The sequence below is a fragment of the Sulfuriferula plumbiphila genome (assembly GCF_009938015.1).
In the GTDB taxonomy this organism is placed as follows: domain Bacteria; phylum Pseudomonadota; class Gammaproteobacteria; order Burkholderiales; family Sulfuriferulaceae; genus Sulfuriferula; species Sulfuriferula plumbiphila.
In genome coordinates, this window is record NZ_AP021884.1 from 2,589,948 (window position 1) to 2,608,439 (window position 18,492).

The following is an 18,492-nucleotide window of genomic DNA, read 5'->3' on the forward strand; positions in this document are numbered from 1 at the left end:
GTCACTTTATATGCCGCGCGGCGTCTCGCCACGCGCCTCCAGCAAGGTTTCACTGCGTAGATACAGTTCGCGCAGCGCTTCCAGCGTCTGCTGCCGCGGCCCGGCCCACATGCCGCGGCTGGCCGCTTCAAGCAGGCGCTCGGCAATCGCGTTCTGCGCCCACGGATTGGCTTCCTGCAGGAAGCGCTGCATCCCGGGATCGAAGGCATAGGCGCTTGCCACTTGCTCGTACATCCAGTCGTCCATCACCTGGGCAGTGGCGTCGTAACCGAACAGGTAATCGACCGTCGCCGTCAGTTCCAGCCCGCCCTTGTAACCATGACGCTGAATGCTCGCCAGCCACTTGGGATTGACGACGCGCGAGCGGAATACCCGCAACGTCTCTTCCTTGAGATCGCGCACCTGGGCCCGCGCCGGATCATGGCTGTCGCCGAAATAGTGTCGCGGCTGCTGCCCGGTCAGGGCACGGATGGTGGCGATCATGCCGCCGTGAAACTGCAGGTAATCGTCGCTGTCGAAAATGTCGTGCTCGCGATTGTCCTGGTTGTGCAGCGCCACCTGCACCCCCGACAGGCGGACCCGGAACGCATCGCGTTCGTCCACTCCCTGCGTATTGCGCGCATACGCATAGCCGCCCCAGTTGACATAGGCCTCGGCGAAGTCGGCATCGGCCTGCCAGTTCTTTTCCTGGATCAGCGCCAGAATGCCGGCGCCGTAACTGCCGGGCCTGGCGCCGAAAATGCGATACCCGGCGCGGCGCGACGCCTCGTCTTGCGGCAGCCCCTTGCCGATCCATTCGCCCAATTCGGCGAGATAATGCTTGCGCACGAAGTTCTGCGACAGCGGCTCGTCCAGCCTGATGACGGCATTGACCGCGTCATCGATCAGGTCGATCAATTGCGGGAACGCATCGCGGAAGAAGCCGCTGATGCGGACCGTCACATCGATGCGCGGGCGTTTCAGTTCCGCCGGCGGAATCACTTCGACCCCGCTCAGCTGGCGGTTCTCCGGCCGCCACAGCGGACGCACACCGAGCAGCGCCAGAATCTGCGCCACGTCGTCGCCGTGGGTGCGCATCGCGCTGGTGCCCCAGATGCTGATGGCGACGCTTTCCGGGTAGTCGCCGGTTTCGCGCACATGGCGCGCCAGCACCTGGTGCGCGAGCTGCTGGCCGACGCGCCAGGCCGACTGCGAAGGTACGCTGCGCGGATCCACCGAGTAGAAATTGCGCCCGGTCGGCAGGATGTGCGCCATGCCACGGGTCGGCGAGCCGCTCGGTCCCGCCGGTACGTAACCGCCGGCCAGCCCGCTCAGCAGGTTGTCGATCTCGTCGGAAGCGCGCGCCAGGTTCGGCACCAGCTCGCGACAGGCGAAACCCAGCACCCGGCGCAACCCGTCGTAGCGGCCATCGGCGTCAAGACCACGAAAAGTCAGCTCCAGCACTTCGTCTATACACCAGGCAGGATAGCCGCGCGCCTGCAGTTCGACGAACAGCCTGCGACACAGCACATCAATCGCTTCGAGCGCATCGGCGCGTGTAACGACCGGCCGCTCGGCCAGGCGCCCCAGAGCGGTGGCCACATTCAAGCGGCGCCCCTTGTGCTCCAGCAGCATCTCGATTTTCAAGCCAAACAGGCGTGCCACTTCCGCCGGCAAACCAGGAATATCCTGATTCGGCAGGCGGGTGAGGGACACCAGCATGTCCACCAGTTGTTCGTTTTGCGGCGGCTGCCCGAGAATGTGCAAGCCGTCGCGGATCTGCGCCGCCCCTAACTCGCACAAATAGCCGTCGAGGTCCTCGATCAGATGGGCGACATCGACCCCGCCCATGTTTGCCAGCGCTGCGGGAAGCGCTTCGTCGTGGTCGTCGTGATTGTGTCCATGAAGATGGTCATGGTCATCGTGGTCATGGTCATCGTGGTCATGGTCATGGTCATGGTCATGGTCGTGGTCGTGGTCGTGGTCGTGGTCATGGTCATGGTGCAGCAGCCTGGCCTGCAGATCCGCATCCAGATTGGTCTCTTTCACCAGCTCCCATATCTGCTGCTGCAACAGCGGCAGCTTGGCCGGATCGAGAATCTCCACCTGATAATACTCGTCCACCAGTTGCGTCAGCTGGGCCAGCGCGCCATAGGTGTCGGCGCTGGTCATTGGCGGCGTCAGGTGATCGACCACGACCGCATGGGCGCGGCGCTTGGCCTGCGCCCCCTCACCGGGGTCGTTGATGATGAAAGGATAAAACAGGGGGATATCCGCCAGCAGCGCATCCGGAAAACAATTTTCGGACAGGCCCACGCCCTTGCCCGGCAGCCATTCGAGCGTGCCGTGCTTGCCGACGTGGACGATGGCGTCGGCGCGCCACTCGTCGCGCAACCAGCGATACAGCGCGTAGTAATGGTGGGTCGGCGGCAGATCGGGCTGGTGATAGATCGCATCCGGATCCATACCGTAGCCGCGCGGCGGTTGCAGCGCCACGAAAGCATTGCCCAGCTCGATGCCCGCCAGCGCCAGATGATCGTCATGCACATAGGCCGCGCCCGGCGGCGCTCCCCATTGCGCCGCCATCTTCTCCTGCATATCGGGCGGCAAATCGCCAAACCACGCCGCGTATTGCGCCGCCGCCACGCGTCCGGCCGCATGCGTCAACTGCTCGGCGCTGAGCCAGGTATTGTCGTAAGCGCAGCGGTCGATCAGCGCATGGATCAGCGCGGTGCCGTCCTCGGGCAACTGGGCTATCTGATAACCGGCGTCGCGCATGGCGCGCAGGATATGCATCAGGGATGCCGGCGCGTCGAGGCCGACCGCATTGCCGATTTGCGATGCCTTGCTGTTGGCATTGGTAAAGATAAAGGCCACGCGCTTGTCCGCATTGCGCATCCGTTTCAGCCGCGCGAAGCGCGCCGCAATCCCGGCCACGCGCGCCACGCGATCGGGCAGCGGTTCGTATTCGACCGTCTCGCCGGACATGCCGGCGGCGCGCGTCTTGAACGACACAGGGACGCTGATGATACGCCCGTCGAACTCCGGCAGCACCACATTCATCGCCGCATCGAGCGGGTTCATGCCGCGCGCCGATTGCTGCCACTGCCCCAGCATCATGCCGCTGGTCATGGCTTGCAGCACCGGCACATTGAGCCGTTCCAGCACCCCGACCGACCAGCCGGCCGGAGTCGGCCCGCCGGGCGTGATTTCACCCATGGCGAACGAGGTGGTGTTGATCAGCACGTCGATATGCACGCCCTGCGCGCCGCTGAAATAGCGCAGCGCAGTCGGCAGCTGCGCGCCGCCATCGCCTCCGGCACGGAGTGACGAGGTGAATACCGGCAGCACATTCATGCCGCGTTTTTCCAGCGCGTCGACCAGCGCATCGACGAAGCGCGTATTGCCGCTCATCCAGTGGGCGCGGTAGAAAACGAGACCAACGCTGGGCCGCTGCGGCATGCGCTGGGCCAGCCAGTCATCGATGCCGGCGCCCTGGGGCAGGTCGGGGTGATACAGCCCATGCTCGGGCAAGGCCAGCGCCGGCTCGAAGCCGAAGCCGGTCAACAAAAAATGGTCGGACAAGTAGCGCAGCAGTTGCGCCAGATTGACGCTGCCGCCTGCCTGGAAATACGCCAGCGCCTGCTGCAACACGCCGGGCGAAACGGTGGATACCGCGGCCAGTTCCGGGTCGGGTTCGCCGGTACCGCTGATCGCGATCAAATGCCGCCCCTGACTCCGGGCCCGGCTCACCAGTTCGGCAAAGCCCGGTACGCTGCCGGGGCGGCCCAGCACGCGCAAGACAATGATCCGTGCCGCGCCGAGTTCGCGCGCCAGCAGCGCCGCCATCTGCGCTTCACTTTCAAGTGCCTGCAGGTTGACACCTGTAACCGGCGGGAATTCCTGCGGCATCTGGGCCAGCGCGCTGTGCAGCACCGTCAGGTCGTTCGGTGCGTGCGTCAACAGCGCGATGTGCGCACCCGCCGCGTTCATTTCATGCATCTTCGTTTTCCAGTGGGCAGGTGTCGCCTTCACCCAGGCGATGGAAGATCAATTCGTCCACTTCACGCCCGCCGACCAGATGTTCGACGACAATCCGTTCCAGTGCCGCCTCGTCAACGCAGCGATACCATACGCCTTCGGGATACACCACGAGGATCGGCCCCTGATTCCGGCACGCGACCATGCAGTGCGTTCTGGTGCGCTTGATCCGCAGGTCCGGACGGGCATCAATCTTCTCTCCCATCAATTCGAACATCGCCTGCGCCTGTATGCCATCTTCGGTGCAACGCGGGCCGACGCACATGAATACATGTCGGGTGTGAGTTCTCATAACCTTTTCTTCACGCCGGAGCGCTCAACTTAAGCACATGGGGCTGCCCGCAAACTGCCCGCGCCCCCCCACCAACCCGGCACACCCTGCCAGGTACGATGGTTAGGCGAACTTCCTGTAAAAGCATCCCGTCAAACTGCCAAGTGCGAGCCAGAATACGGCATTGGCAACAGCCGTGGCGTATATGAAAGCGTGCGCCAATTCGATAGGTGCTGCGCTAGTGTGAACTTGCGGCTGCGGCGCACCGGCCAGGTGTGGAACGCCGAGCAGGACTGCGCCCAGTATTTTGACCTGCCAGGTTCGAGCAAAAACCAGCAGCGATAGTCCGCTTGCAGTCATGATCACCGTGATGAGCCACCATAGCTGCCGATCATCCAGCGGAGCCGCTGCGGTGCCGGGAACTTCCGGGGGCAAGCCCAGGGAAGGGGCCACGAAAAAAACCACGTACCCCGCCAAACCCCACAACAGCCCGGCACGCCAACCGCTGACTTCATCATGGAGACAGATGGCGGCTCCCAGCAACAGCCCGAAGCCAACGGCCAGACTGATATTCGCCAGGGCCGTGAACAAAGTCCGCTCTATACCGTTCGCAGGTTGCCAGGCTGCATCCTCGCGATGCCCATGCCCGACAGAAGAATATGCATGGGCAGGTTGCGAAACCGCCGCGTTCTCATACACTTCAGCCTTGAGTATGATCCGGCTCACCTGGATTTGCTGAACCACAGTCAACAGCAGGCCCGCCAGCATACCCGCCAAGGCCGCTGCGGAAACGATCCGCCTGAACGCCGCCAGGTTAAACATCCCTGCCATGCCAGTCAGTGGCAGGGAAAACCGGCGGAATGGCGGCCATCATGCGCAGCATTATGCAATGCTGCCGTCCCGGCGAAAGCCGCGCCATAAAGCAGCACCACCCCAAGACCTGCGGCAAGCATTACCGGCAGTATTTTTTCTTTCCATGTAGCCGAATGGGGCGGCGAATCGATGCTGTCAAGTAAACCAGGTATTGACGACATGTGATGTTCCTTCTTAAAGAGAGCACTCAAGACATGATGACAACAGGCACTGAGATGACATCCCCATTGCCGGGCATCGCGCAAAACGCGTGACAAAGCCTGTACCTGAAGAAGGAAGTGAAAGACGGGTGCGCAGCAGGGCAATCCATCTGAATCGCCCTCCGCGATACAAACTCTATAATAACTTCAGGCTGGTCTCCGGGCTCACGAGCCGGGATTCCCTTGCGGGTTTCCCTAGGTCAGCGCCTTCCCATGCAATGCACAGTGGCATACTGCCAACCTTTTTACTCGATTACCGTTGCGGGGGCAGCGTCGGGTTAGTTCGCCCATTCAGACAACTCACCGACTTCCCATTTCATTCCCCAAACGACTGTTTGGGGAATACCTGAAGCAATGCTACCCGAACACTATATGCGCCGACGAAAAAACTTGCAAGCCGGGCAAACAAGCGCCGCAGCAGTCCGCTATCTCGGTCAGCAATCCAGTACAATCCATTCGCCATAGCCTATGGTGTGCGGCAGGCGGGCGGCATGCAGTGCCATTTCAGCGGGCGGCAAACCGCGTTGACAGGCCAGCAGCAAGCGTATCGTCCCTGCATGGCAAATCACGATGGCGCATTCCCGCCGTGAATACGTCAAGTCGTCATGAAATGCGCGTACCCGTTGTGCTGCCTGCAGGACATTTTCGCCGCCGCCTGGCCTGTAGTGCACCAGGTCGTCGCTCCAGGCATCGATTTCAGCGCGCGGGATATCGTTCCAGACACGCATTTCCCAGCTGCCGAAATTCATTTCCGCCAGGCGCGCATCATGGATAGCCGGTTCGCTATGGAGTGCGCCGGCAAGACTATCCGCCAGCGCTGCACAACGCTGCAGCGGGCTGCAAAATACCGGCTCCCGTCCAGGCAAAGTAGCGCGCAGTGAGGACAGCACTCGCGCGTGCTCTTCTGCCGATACCGCCAGGTCGGTGTAGCCGTAACAAGTATCTGCCGCAACGAGCGGCTGCGGATGGCGGACTAGATAAAGACGCACGATGCTGTGCTCAGTGTCTGATAACCGCCAGCAGACCCAGATAGAACACCACTTCCGCGACCTGCTGCAGCGCGCCCAGACAATCGCCGGTGTAGCCGCCGATGCGCCGCAAGAAAATGCCGGCCAACCACAGCGTGGCCACCACCATCGCGATGCTGCCGGTGACGATGGCTTGCCAGGAAAGCCGATCGGCGACGCATATCGCAACGACAGGCAATGACGCCGTGACCGTAGCAATGCAGAATTCCAGCGTCGACATGGGTTGCGCCAGCGGCTTGGCTTTGCCGTCCGCCTTTGCGTAAGACAGACGCCAGATCAGCGCGGTCGAAGCCAGGCGCGACAACGGATGTGCCGCCAGCAACGCCATTGCTGCCGCGTATATCGGCAAGCTGGAGAGCACGACGAATTTCAACGCCAGCATCAGGCCGATGCCGATGGCGCCGTAGGCGCCCATGCGCGAATCTTTCATGATCTCCAGTACCCGTTGCGGCGTGTTGCCCCCGCCCAATCCGTCGCAGGTATCCGCGAACCCATCTTCATGAAAAGCGCCGGTCAGGTAAATCCCGGCAATCGTCGAGAGCAGCACCGCAACCGGCTGCGGCCAAATCCGGATTGACAGCACATAGACGCCCGCCGTGACAGTGCCAACGACCATCCCGACTGCCGGAAAATAACGCGCTGCGTGGCGCAGCCAGTCCGGCTCAAACCCAACCCAGCGCGGGACAGGCAGGCGCGTAAAGAATTGAAGTGCGATGAAAAAGAGGCGTAGCTGATGCACACATCGATTGATCAAGCGGGCAGACGGATGAGCGGTTGACGACATATCGAGGACTCAGCTATCCGGCTTTCTCACTGACCTGGGCGGACTCAAATGTCGCCATCTCACACAGAAAATTCACGGCGGCCTGCAACAGCGGCAGCGCCAATGCGCAGCCGGTTCCCTCCCCTAACCGCAAGCCGAGCTGCAGCAATGGGCGCGCGTCAAGGAAGTTCAGCATTTGCCTGTGTCCGTTCTCATCCGAGCAATGGGAAAAAACACAGTAATCGAGAATAGCGGGTTGCAGCCGCGACGCCAGCAATAGCGCACTGGTCACGATAAAACCGTCGATTAACAGCACCATGCGTTGCTCGGCCGCTTTCAGCATTGCACCGGCCATCATGGCGATTTCAAATCCCCCGAACGTGGACAGAATATCCAGCGGGGCAATCACGGTGGCGTGATGCGCGACAGCCTGTTCGATCACGCCTTGCTTGCGCCGGATACCGTCGACAGACAGTCCTGTTCCGGCACCGACACAATCGGCGACAGGTATCCCTGTCGCCTTATGCATGATCGCCGCAGCGGCGGTCGTGTTACCAATACCCATTTCGCCGAAACCGATCACATTGCCGTCGAGCGAAGCCACCAGCGCCATGCCATGCTGCATGGCTGCGGCACATTCTCCGGCTGTCATTGCCGGCTTTTGCGCAAAATTGCGCGTGCCGGAGCCCACTTTTCTGTCAATCAAACCGGGACGCGTTCCGAAGTCATGATTCACACCGGCATCAATGACATGCAATGCACATTTATGCTGGCGCGCGAACACGTTGATCGCCGCACCTTGCGCCAGAAAATTCTCTACCATCTGCCAAGTAACACTCTGCGGATAAGCGGAAATATTTTCCGCGACGATGCCATGATCTCCTGCGAATACAAGGATCGAAGGCTGAGTCACTCGCGGTTGCGTCGTTTTCTGGATCAGGCCAACCTGTTTGGCGACATCTTCCAGAATGCCCAGACTGCCTGGCGGTTTGGTTTTGTTATTAATGGCCGCATCCAGGGCTGCCGATAGCGCAGAATCTTGCGTCGGTTCGATACTGGGAATGATCATGTACTCACCACGTCGCTAACGCGCGCATGGTCCCTGCCAGGTGGTAGTGAATCGAATAAAGAAACCATAATGCCACGTATCCTATTTGTTATGCATGGTCCAGAACATCGCGCCCACTGCAAGTGCCATCATCAGCGTAGCTAACCAGCCTAATACCTTGAGCCTGCGGGTAAGGACAAAGCGCCCCATGATTTCCGGCCGAACTGCCATTAACATCATCACGACCATGATGGGTACAGAGACAACACCATTGATGACAGCGCTCCAATACAGCGCCTTGATCGGGTTTATCGATGTAAAACCCAGTGAAACGCCAATCACAGTAGAAAGAACAATGATCCCATAGAATCCTTTCGCCCTCAGCGGCGTATATTCAAGGCTGTTTTTCCATTTAAAAGCGCCGGACATGGCGTAGGCAGAAGCACCTGCCAACACAGGAATCGCCAGCAAACCGGTACCGATGATGCCGGCGCCAAATAGCAGAAAAGCAAAATTTCCGGCAATCGGACGCAGGGCGGTTGCCGCCTGGGCGGAAGTTTGAATATCAGTTATCCCATGCAGGTTAAGTGTCACCGCCGTGATTAAAATAATAAAGAAGGCAACCAGATTTGAAAATCCCATGCCAATAAAAGTATCTATTCTGATATCTCCAAGGCTTGCTTTTGCTTGATCAGGCTTTTTTATCAAGGGCTGGGCCTGCGGATTAGCTCGCAGGTCTTCCACTTCTTCTGACGCCTGCCAGAAAAACAAATAAGGGCTGATAGTTGTGCCGAACACCGCTACAACTGTCGTGACGTATTCAGGCTTCCAGGACAAATGCGGTGCTAATGTTCTTGCCAAGACCTCCGACCAGGGAACATGAATCACAAATGCTGTAGCAACGTAGGCCAGCAATGCGAGCGTGAGCCATTTAAGAATGCGTACATAGCGCCTATAAGGAATGAAAACCTGCAGCAGTAACGACACGATGCCGAAGCCTACTGCGTACAATTGGGCACGTCCGCCAATAATTAATTTCAATGCTGTGCCCATGGCAGAGATATCGGTAGCGATATTGATCGTATTGGCGACCAATAAAAGCCCGACGATGCCATACAAGAGCCATGGTGGATAGTGGCGCCGCATATTGCTGGCCAGTCCACGACCGCTTACCCTGCCGATTCTGGCACTGATCAGCTGGATACCCACCATTAATGGATAGGTAAACAGAACTGTCCATAACATGCTAAAACCGAATTGCGCCCCAGCCTGCGAGTAGGTCGCAATCCCGCCAGGATCGTCATCAGCCGCCCCGGTAATTAAACCTGGTCCGAGTCTTGCGAGCCATGATTTTTGGCCGCCTTCGGGAACAGGGGCTGATTTTGACGATGTTCGCTGTGGCATGGGTTCATCTTAAAAAGTGATATTAACAATTACGGCCACGTTGATCGTTTACCCGTCTGAACCTTGCCAGGTTTTTTTCGGCTTTACCCTTATCTTCCTGTTTTTTGCTGCCGCCAAGCTTGCCAGCAACTTCCCTGGCCTTGCCTTCGGTTTCTTTAACTCGGCTGACTTGATCCTTGTTCCTGACCATCTCCTGTAAATTGACTACCGGCATTGACCGCCAAGACATGCTCATGCCGGTTCAGCAATAACGATATAGGTAAGCTTTCTCGTGGTATGTGCGGGCGGGCACAGATCATGAATTTTTCGTTTGGGTGCCTGTGCTGTGCTGGCACATGGCGAATTTGCCTGTCAGGGCGCTGCACAGGCAGGTTACTGTTGCGCATATTTGAGATGCCGCTGTGTTACGCGGGCACTGAAAGAAGGGCTGTAAACGTCCTCACGGGAACCCGAACCAAACCGCTACCACGACAGTTGAAGCCACAGGGAACACAGAGGCCATGGACTGGGCGCGGGCTTTGAGGAGAAGTGTTTTTCTGCTGATGGGTGAGTCTGGAAAAGCCGCCAGCACCTTGTTTTCTGTGCTCTCTGTGGCCAAGGCCGTCAGGATGGCATGCGCGCCGGGCTGGTCAGACCCTGTCTGCCAGCTCAAGCCTGAGCGACGACTCATTAAATGAAAATGCTTGCAGCGATGCCCGTTCGAAGCAAGGTGACCAACTCCTCTGCGGTCACCGGCCGGCTGAAATAAAAGCCCTGCCCTTCGCCACAACCCTGGGCCTGCAGGAATGCCAGCTGTTCGCGTGTCTCCACGCCCTCGGCGATGACGCGCTGATTGAGGCTTTTTCCCATGCTGACGACTGCGGCTACGATCGCGGCATCGTCCGAATCGGCCGTGGCGTGTGTGATGTCACGCATGAACGACTGGTCGATCTTCAGGGTGTCAATCGGAAAACGTTTCAGATAGCTCAAGCTGGAATAACCGGTACCGAAGTCATCAATGGCAAGCCGCACGCCCATGGCTTTGAGCACCTTGAGTATGCAGGCAGTAGAGTCTGCATCATGCATGAGCACGCTTTCGGTCAGCTCGAGTTCGAGATAGCGCGGCGCCAGACCGGTATCTTTCAGGATACCCGTCAGACTTTCCAGAAAATCCTTGTGCCTGAACTGCATGGCAGAGATGTTGACCGCCACCGGTATGGGCGGCAAGCCCGCATCCTGCCAGGCCTGGGCTTGCCGGCAGGCTTCGCGCAGCACCCACGCGCCCATGGGTACGATGAGGCCGCAGTCTTCGGCGATCCAGACAAACTGCTCGGGCAGGATCAGTCCGCGCTGCGGATGCTGCCAGCGTACCAGTGCCTCGACGCCAGAGATGGTTCCGGTTTCAAGATTGATCTTCGGCTGGTAATGCAGCATGAATTCCTGCCGTTCCAGGGCGCGGCGCAGCCCACCCTCGATGGAGTGCCGCTCGACGGCCAGGACGTTCATGTCCTGCTCGAAGAACTGGTAATTATTGCGCCCGTTTTCCTTGGCGTGGTACATCGCGGTATCCGCACTTTTGATCAGGGTATCCGCGTCATGGCCATCCTCAGGGTAGATACTGATGCCGATGCTCACGGTGACGTGGAGTTCGAGCTGATCGATGCGGTATGGAACAGTTAGCACAGCAAGTATTTTTTGTGCACTGAGCGCGGTATCTTTTGCGTGCTCGACATCGGCAAGCAGTATGACGAATTCATCCCCACCCTGGCGGCATACGGTGTCCGAACTGCGCACACCCGCCGTCAAGCGTTTCGCCACCGATTGCAGCAGTTGGTCGCCAACCGCATGCCCGAGCGAGTCGTTGATGTGTTTAAAGCGGTCCAGATCCAGAAACATCACCGCGAGCTGCTTGCCCTGACGGCGCGCCAGTGCAATCGCCTGGGCAAGCCGGTCGTTCAGCAGAATGCGGTTAGGCAAATCGGTGAGAGGGTCGTGTTGGGCCAGATGGGCCATCCGGACTTTAGCCTTGTCGATTTCTTCGGCCAGTTCGTGTGCTTCAATCGTAGCGACGACCAGGCGTTCGTTCGCCTGCTGCAATTGAAGTACGTGATCGTCGAGCGCAGCCTTCTCTTTGGACAACGCCACTTCAGTGGTGCGGAATCCAGACTCTGCTTCGCGCAGCTCCTGCACCGTCTGTTCCAGCACCAGGCTGTTGCGCTTCGATTCCCTGTGCAACAGGCGTACTTCCAGCATGTTGTGGATGCGCGTCAGCACTTCGACCCGATCAAACGGCTTGGTGATGAAATCTTTTGCACCGACTTGCAGTGCGCGCAGCTTGTGTTCCGGTTGGGCGGTGATCACCAGTACCGGAAGGTAACCGCCCAGTTCGATTTCCTTCAGGCCTTCCATCACCTGGAATCCATCCATTACAGGCATCTGCAGATCAAGCAGGATGAGGTCGTAACGATTTTTGCGATGCAGCTCATACACCGCATGCGGATCCATCGTAGACGTGATGGAAGTGTAGCCGGCACCGTGCAGCATACGCTCGAGCAGAAGGACATTGGCCTCCTTGTCGTCAATGATCAGGATGCTGGCGTTAAAAATGTCGGACGCACTGAGCATAATTATTTGTACTGCCTTATTTGCACTGACTGATCCCTTTTTCTGCAAACTCCAGCGCTTCGTCCAGCGTGTCCAGGAACCCATTGACCTTGATCGGTTTGGTGAGATAGCGGAAGAATCCCGCCTCCAGGCCCTTTACGATGTCGCGCGGAATAGCGTTGGCACTCAGGGCCACCACGGGGATGTGCGCCGTCGCCGGATCTTCGCGCAGTATTTTCAGTGCTTCGATACCGTTGATGCCGGGCAGATTGATATCCATCAGGATCACCTCCGGCTGAAAGGCACGGGCAATTTCGATGCCGAGATGTCCGTCCGCTGCACTCAACAGGCGCAGATCGGAGCGGCGCGCAATCAGTTGCTCGACCAGCTTCAGGTTGGCCTGGTTGTCCTCTACATAGAGCAGCGTGCGCAACGCTGCGGCGTTGTGAACTTGCGCCTGGGCAACTGGCGTGGATTCGGCGATGCCAGCCACAATTTGGGGTGTGGCGGCCGCGATCAGTTCGATCCAGAACACGCTCCCCATCCCGATGGTGCTTTCCACGCCGATTACGCCCCCCATCAGTTCGACCAGCCGCTTGGTCACCACCAGGCCGATGCCGGTGCCTTCCTCGGCACTGGCTTCCTGGCCGAGACGGTTGAACGGCTGGAACAGTTGCGCCAGCTTTTCCGCAGGCAAGCCCGCGCCGGTGTCGGCGACGCTGATACGAATGCGCTCCGGCGCGCTTGCGCTGCACGCCACGACGACGGTTCCGCCTGCCTGGTTGTATTTGATCGCATTGGAAAGCAGGTTAATGAGAACCTGCTTGACCCGGGTTCGGTCGGCCTTGACAAAGCAAGGGATGTCGAACCGGGGGAAGCTCATCCGGATGCCCCGTTTTTGCCCCTGCGGTTCGATCATGGCCTGGCATTCGAGCATGACTTCGGCCAGCAACACCGGTTCCAGCGACAGCGACAGCCTGCCGGACTCGATCACCGCGAGATCGAGGATTTCGTTGATCAGCTCCAGCAGATACCAGCCTCCCTTGAGAATCTGCTCTATGCTCGCCTGCTGCGAGGATGTTGGCGGCGGCGAATCGGACTCCATCAACTGGGCGAAACCAAGGATCGCATTGAGCGGGCTGCGCAGCTCATGGCTCATGCTGGACAGGAAATCCGATTTCGCCAGGTTGGCCTTTTCCGCAGCGGACTTGGCGTCGGTCAGCGCGGCCTCAACCTGCCTGCGTTCGGTCAGGTCACGGGTTAATTTGGCGAAACCGCGCAGATTGCCGAGTTGATCCCGAATCGCCGTGTACACCACGTTGGCCCAGAAGCGCGACCCGTCCTTGCGCACCCGCCAGCCTTCGTCCTCGAAGCGGCCGTTGGCCATCACCGCCTCCAGGTCACGCCGGGGCTTGCCGTTGTTGACGTCTTCCCCAAGATAAAACCGCGAGAAGTGCTGGCCGACGATATCTTCCTCATGGTAGCCCTTGATCCGCTCCGCCCCGGCATTCCAGCTCACCACGCGCCCCTCCGGATCAAGCATGACAATGGCGTAGTCGGTCACGCTCTCTACCATCAGGCGGAAGCTCTCCTCGGTCCAGCGCAGTTTCTCTTCCACCAGTTTGCGCGCGGTGTTGTCGGTGCCGATCAACAGATAGCCGATGATTCCATCCAGATCGTTGCGCAGCGCCGTGACCGACACCACCGCCGGAAAACGGCTGCCGTCCTTGCGGATGTAGGTCAATTCATAGATATCCGCAATCCCGCGCGAGGCCTTGAAGGCCAGCGCCTCGAAGCCCGGGGTAATGGGGGTGGCGAGCTCCAGCCCCAACGCGATGGCGCGCGCGATCAGCTCCTGCGGATCGGAAATGTCGGCCGGGGTGATCCTGTTCACCACTTCGGCCGCCGCGTAGCCCAGCATGTGCTCAGCGCCGACGTTGAACAATTGAATGACGCCCTTCTCGTCGGTGGCAATACTCGAAAAGTTGGCGCTGTTGAATATCGCGTTCTGCAACGCCCCGGTTTTAAGCAGCGCCTCTTGGCGGCGGCGCTCGGTGATGCCATCCGTCGTGGCAGCTTGGCCGTTGGGAATGAGTGAATCGAGTGGTTTTTCAGACATGGGCTTACCTGCTTATCAGCGGCACATTAAGACCGGCGGCTTTCCGAAGTGGTGTAACCCAAACCTGCCTGGGCAGTGCCTGGGTACATACAAGGAATTACATAATCTCCAGCACTATCACCCTGAAAACGGCCCTGGCCACAGAGAGCACAGAGTGGAAACAGGGTATTGGCGGCTTTTCCAGGCTCGCCCATCAGCAGAAAAAACAGTTCCCCCCACAACTCGCGCCCACTCCATGGCCAGTGTATTCCCTGTGGCTGCGACTCTTTTCAGGATTATCGAAACACCGGGAAGCCATGCAAACGGCTCCGCTGCCGCGTCGACCCATTTGCCTTCGATGGGCAAGGATACCCTGCATCATGCGCCGTGTCGTCAGGTCTTTATGGCCAAGATTCCGCAGGATGGCATGCCAGGAACACTGCACGCCGCAATCCGGTCGGCATGGGAAAGCCGGGGGCATCAATGGGGAAGGGTGGGTGATACGCCAGTTTGCAGCAAGGTGGCGAGCGCCCCTGCCACCACCGGACGGCCGAAATAGTAGCCCTGGCCCTCGTCGCAATGCTGGGCCAGAAGAAATGCGTACTGCTCTGGTGTTTCCACGCCCTCCGCAATGACGCGTTGCTTGAGGCTTTTACCCATGCTGATCACGGCACTGACGATGGTGGCGTCGTCCGGGTTGCTGGTCATCTGGTTCACGAACGACTGGTCGATCTTCAGGGTATCGATCGGAAACTGCCTCAGATAACTCAGGCTGGAATAGCCGGTGCCGAAGTCATCGACTGCAAGCTTTACGCCCAGGTCTGCGAGCGCATGCAGCACGGAATCGGTAGAGGCGGCATCCCGCATGAGCACGCTTTCGGTCAGTTCGAGTTCCAGATAACGCGGCTCCAAACGCGTATCCGCGAGGGTCGCGCGTATATTTTCGAGAAAATCCTTGGCGCGGAACTCGAGCGCGGAAGTGTTGACGGCGACGGTGATCGGCGGCAAGCCAGCCTGTCTCCAGGCCCGGGCCTGGAGACAGGCTTCGCGCAGCACCCAGCGGCCAATCGGCAGGATCAGGCCACAGTCTTCGGCGATGGTCACGAACTGCGCCGGCGCCAGCAGCCCGCGTTGCGGATGCTGCCAGCGGATCAGCGCCTCGACGCCGACGATCGTGCCGCTGTGAAGGTTTATTTTCGGCTGATAGTGCAACACGAATTCGTGCCGTTCCAGCGCGCGGCGCAGGCTGGCTTCGACAGACTGCCGCTGGACCGCCCGGACATTCATGCTCTGTTCGAAGAATTTGTAATTGTTGCGCCCGTTTTCCTTGGCATGGTACATCGCGGTGTCCGCATTCTTGATCAGGGTTTCCGCATCCTGACCATCGTCGGGGTAGACGCTGATACCGATACTCACGCTGATATGGAGATCGTGCCGGTCGATGCGGTGAGACAGCGCAAGCGCCGCGAGCATCTTTTGCGCAGACAGCGCCGCGTCTTCTGCGTGCTCGATATGGGGAAGCAGCAGCACGAATTCATCCCCGCCCTGGCGGCTGATGGTGTCCGAGTGACGCACACAACCCACCAGGCGTTGGGCTACCGACTGCAGCAGCTGGTCGCCAACCGCATGCCCCAGGGAGTCGTTGATGTGTTTGAACCGATCCAGGTCCATAAACATCACCGCAAGTTGCCTGCCTTGACGACGGGCCAACTCAATCGCCTGGCCAAGCCGGTCTTGCAGCAGTATTCGATTCGGCAAACCGGTGAGCACATCGTGATGGGCCAAATGATCCAGCTGATCTTTAGCCGTTTGGACTTGTTCGGCCAGTTTGTGTGCTTCAATGGTAGCGATGACCAGGTGTGCATTGGCTTGCTGCAACATAATCATATGATCGTCGGACGCTGCCTGTATCGTCTCTGCCGCGCGAATTTCCCGCTCGCGCGAGGTGGCCGCCCCTTCGCGCACATGGGCTTCTCCTTCCCGTGCCTGCGCCGCCCCCTCGCGCAGATGGGCAGCATTTTCACGCAAGTCGGCAGCATTTTCACGCAAATGCGCGGCATCTTCTCGTGCCGCGGCCGATTTCTCGCGGCTTAGAACGGCCGCTTCATCGTCAATGACGGCGCTTTCCCTGCGCGTGACATCTTTTTCGAGGACAGCTGGCAAGCGGTCTTTGTGCCGGCTTGACACGCCCGGTTGACTTGGGTCATCGGTATCAGCAGCGCCGTCATTGTCATTTCTGGTCATTACCGCCCTCCATCATCCGGGCTGGCTACGGGGTGACCGTGGGCCGGCCCGACATGATTCCGGCATACTCCGACAAGGTCTCGCCAACAATGATGCCATCGTCGTTAATGTCAAACAGTCGAATGTCCTTGCTGTGCTCACTGCCACGTACCTTGACGACCGAGAAGACGCGTTTGAACTGGCCCACGATTTCGATATAGCGCTGCACAATAATTGCGTCAGCGAGAAAAGCACTTCCAAACGGGCTGAAGCGCAAATCGGTGTAGCGGTCTTCCAGTTCCGAGGTCATCAATATGGTCACGCCCATGGCGGTCAGCTCGGCAATCATCCGGTACAGCGATCCGCGAAAATCTTCGCTGAACTCGGGTGCCAGTGCCAGCTCAAATCCAGACAGGGAGTCAATGACGAGGCGCTTTGCCTGCATTCGATGAATCATTTCGATCAAATCATGCAAGGTTTCATCAATCGACAAATCCAGGGAACGCGTGTCGACCACCCCCACTTGTCCAGCCTTGACCAGCGCATACAGCTTATTGCTGAGCAGCTGGCTGGGGCTCTTCTCAAACGCCGCAATCACACCGGGTTCGCCCCTGCGTACACCTTCGGCGAGAAATTCCGTCGCCAATATGGTTTTTCCGGAACCGGATGGCCCGACCACGAGCAGCGAATAGCCAACCGGCAAGCCGCCGCCCAGCATTTCATCCAGGCCAGGTATTCCCATCGGAACACGTTCCTCTCCCCTGGCTACCTTGATTGCGGACTCAACCGCTGTGCCCTGTTGGATAATCGCACGCGGGAAAACCTGAATGCCTTCATCATTAATACGGAACGTATGCAAACCGGGTGCCTGGGCCTGGCCACGCATTTTGACCACTTGCATCTTGCGCACCATGGAGTTGCGCTGCAAATTTTGCGAAAGCCACAGGATGCCATCCGCCACTGTAAAGACAGGGCTGGACTCTGATTCCGGCAGCAGATATTCACCGATCAAGAATGTGGTTGCCTGCCAGCTCGTCATTTGCATGCCCAGTTGCTGCACGAAGCGCTGCAGCTCGGACGCCCCCTGTTCCTCCTGCCTCGCTGACTGCACGACTGATCGAAACGAATCAACAAATACCAGGCTGGGCGCATAGTCTTTCACTTCTTCGGCAATGCGTGACAATACGCGGTCAAAATCTCCCTCCAGCAGGTCTTCAGACAGGTTGACGAAGCGGATCGATTGATTGACTTTATTGATATCAAAAAACGGAAATTGCTGCTGATAACGGAGCATCTTCAAAGCGGGTTCCCCGAGTACCGTGAAGAACAGTGCCCGGTTATACGGGTTTGCCAGCGCGAACATGATCTGGTGGGCGAGCGTTGTTTTTCCGCTTCCCGGCGTGCCCGCAATCAGGTTAAACGAGAATTCCGGCAGGCCTCCGCCCAACAGGTTGTCCAGACCAGGTACGCCCGTTGTCAGACGACGTATGCTTACCTTGTTACTCATTTTTGAACTCCTTGCCGGCCCTATCCGAAGCATCATTGCCCCAAGCCGAACGTAAAATACGGGTCGTTAACTGCTCGCCGATTAACCCGGCCAGAATGTCGGTGAAAGTGATCAGTAGCAGACTGTTTGCTGTGCTGGCCTGCCCAGGCGTTTGCCCTGCAAGGCTCATTTTTAATTCCGCGAACCGGTGATCAGTGCGGGCTGACGGTGAGCTGGCCGCAAGCCAGGGAAAGCTTGACTGGGTAAGTGAAGACACTTCTCGCGTAAAGTGAATTGAATCCCCCTTCACCGACGATAGAAATGATTTGGATCGCCATCTGTTCCCATAAGTTAATCGCGGCATCCGCAACTTTTTCAGTGTGCTGTGCCATGCGACTTTTAATTATCTGGTGCCGCAGCAAGTCCCTGGTTTCCATAAGAAATATCTCAATAATCGGTCGATATAACGACGTTGACGGAAGACAGCCGCTGTTT

The 18,492-nt window shown here is 58.7% G+C and carries 15 protein-coding genes and 1 riboswitch; all 15 genes read right to left on the reverse strand.

Translation table 11 applies throughout. The annotated features are described in order from the left end of the window. Positions 1–6 precede the first annotated feature (6 nt). Positions 7–3,981 (reverse strand): cobaltochelatase subunit CobN, encoded by a 3,975-nt coding sequence (locus GZH91_RS13415; RefSeq protein WP_147074095.1) that lies wholly within the window; start codon positions 3,979–3,981, stop codon positions 7–9. Next, positions 3,974–4,312 carry a (2Fe-2S) ferredoxin domain-containing protein gene (locus GZH91_RS13420; RefSeq protein WP_147074093.1) on the reverse strand — a complete coding sequence of 113 codons (339 nt, stop codon included), beginning with the start codon at positions 4,310–4,312 and terminating at the stop codon, positions 3,974–3,976. Before GZH91_RS13420 ends, GZH91_RS13415 begins: the two co-directional genes overlap by 8 nt. Positions 4,313–4,414: 102 nt before the next feature. Beyond that, the gene (locus GZH91_RS13425) at positions 4,415–5,122 is read right to left on the reverse strand and encodes a CbtA family protein (RefSeq protein WP_198415315.1); all 708 of its coding nucleotides are present in this window, start codon (positions 5,120–5,122) and stop codon (positions 4,415–4,417) included. Positions 5,123–5,127: 5 nt separating this feature from the next. Continuing rightward, positions 5,128–5,421 (reverse strand): CbtB domain-containing protein, encoded by a 294-nt coding sequence (locus GZH91_RS13430; protein ID WP_198415316.1) that lies wholly within the window; start codon positions 5,419–5,421, stop codon positions 5,128–5,130. 76 nt (positions 5,422–5,497) lie between these two features. Further along, positions 5,498–5,729: riboswitch (cobalamin riboswitch) on the reverse strand. A 69-nt stretch (positions 5,730–5,798) separates the two neighbouring features. After that, positions 5,799–6,353, reverse strand: a complete 555-nt coding sequence (locus GZH91_RS13435) for a histidine phosphatase family protein (RefSeq protein ID WP_147074091.1) — start codon at positions 6,351–6,353, stop codon at positions 5,799–5,801. A gap of 10 nt (positions 6,354–6,363) precedes the next feature. Next, a complete protein-coding gene (locus GZH91_RS13440) occupies positions 6,364–7,131 on the reverse strand; it encodes an adenosylcobinamide-GDP ribazoletransferase (protein WP_223264588.1) in 768 nt (255 codons plus the stop codon). Positions 7,132–7,189: 58 nt separating this feature from the next. Continuing rightward, a complete protein-coding gene (gene cobT, locus GZH91_RS13445) occupies positions 7,190–8,224 on the reverse strand; it encodes a nicotinate-nucleotide--dimethylbenzimidazole phosphoribosyltransferase (protein ID WP_147074086.1) in 1,035 nt (344 codons plus the stop codon). An 81-nt stretch (positions 8,225–8,305) separates the two neighbouring features. After that, positions 8,306–9,607 carry an NRAMP family divalent metal transporter gene (locus tag GZH91_RS13450; RefSeq protein WP_147074084.1) on the reverse strand — a complete coding sequence of 434 codons (1,302 nt, stop codon included), beginning with the start codon at positions 9,605–9,607 and terminating at the stop codon, positions 8,306–8,308. Positions 9,608–9,629: 22 nt separating this feature from the next. Next, on the reverse strand, positions 9,630–9,842 hold the full coding sequence (locus GZH91_RS13455; RefSeq protein ID WP_198415317.1) for a CsbD family protein: 213 nt from the start codon (positions 9,840–9,842) through the stop codon (positions 9,630–9,632). Positions 9,843–10,276: 434 nt separating this feature from the next. Then, entirely contained in the window at positions 10,277–12,211 is a 1,935-nt protein-coding gene (locus GZH91_RS13460) for a GGDEF/EAL domain-containing response regulator (RefSeq protein ID WP_147074080.1), read from the reverse strand. A gap of 16 nt (positions 12,212–12,227) precedes the next feature. Beyond that, positions 12,228–14,309, reverse strand: a complete 2,082-nt coding sequence (locus tag GZH91_RS13465) for a PAS domain-containing hybrid sensor histidine kinase/response regulator (protein WP_147074078.1) — start codon at positions 14,307–14,309, stop codon at positions 12,228–12,230. A gap of 459 nt (positions 14,310–14,768) precedes the next feature. Continuing rightward, positions 14,769–16,532 carry a putative bifunctional diguanylate cyclase/phosphodiesterase gene (locus GZH91_RS13470; protein WP_147074076.1) on the reverse strand — a complete coding sequence of 588 codons (1,764 nt, stop codon included), beginning with the start codon at positions 16,530–16,532 and terminating at the stop codon, positions 14,769–14,771. A gap of 25 nt (positions 16,533–16,557) precedes the next feature. Next, positions 16,558–18,018 (reverse strand): ATPase domain-containing protein, encoded by a 1,461-nt coding sequence (locus GZH91_RS13475; RefSeq protein WP_147074074.1) that lies wholly within the window; start codon positions 18,016–18,018, stop codon positions 16,558–16,560. Continuing rightward, positions 18,011–18,187: a hypothetical protein gene (locus GZH91_RS13480; RefSeq protein ID WP_161984274.1), complete on the reverse strand. Its 177-nt coding sequence runs from the start codon at positions 18,185–18,187 to the stop codon at positions 18,011–18,013. Before GZH91_RS13480 ends, GZH91_RS13475 begins: the two co-directional genes overlap by 8 nt. Positions 18,188–18,209: 22 nt before the next feature. Beyond that, on the reverse strand, positions 18,210–18,434 hold the full coding sequence (locus GZH91_RS13485) for a hypothetical protein (RefSeq protein WP_161984275.1): 225 nt from the start codon (positions 18,432–18,434) through the stop codon (positions 18,210–18,212). Between the last annotated feature and the right edge of the window lie 58 nt (positions 18,435–18,492).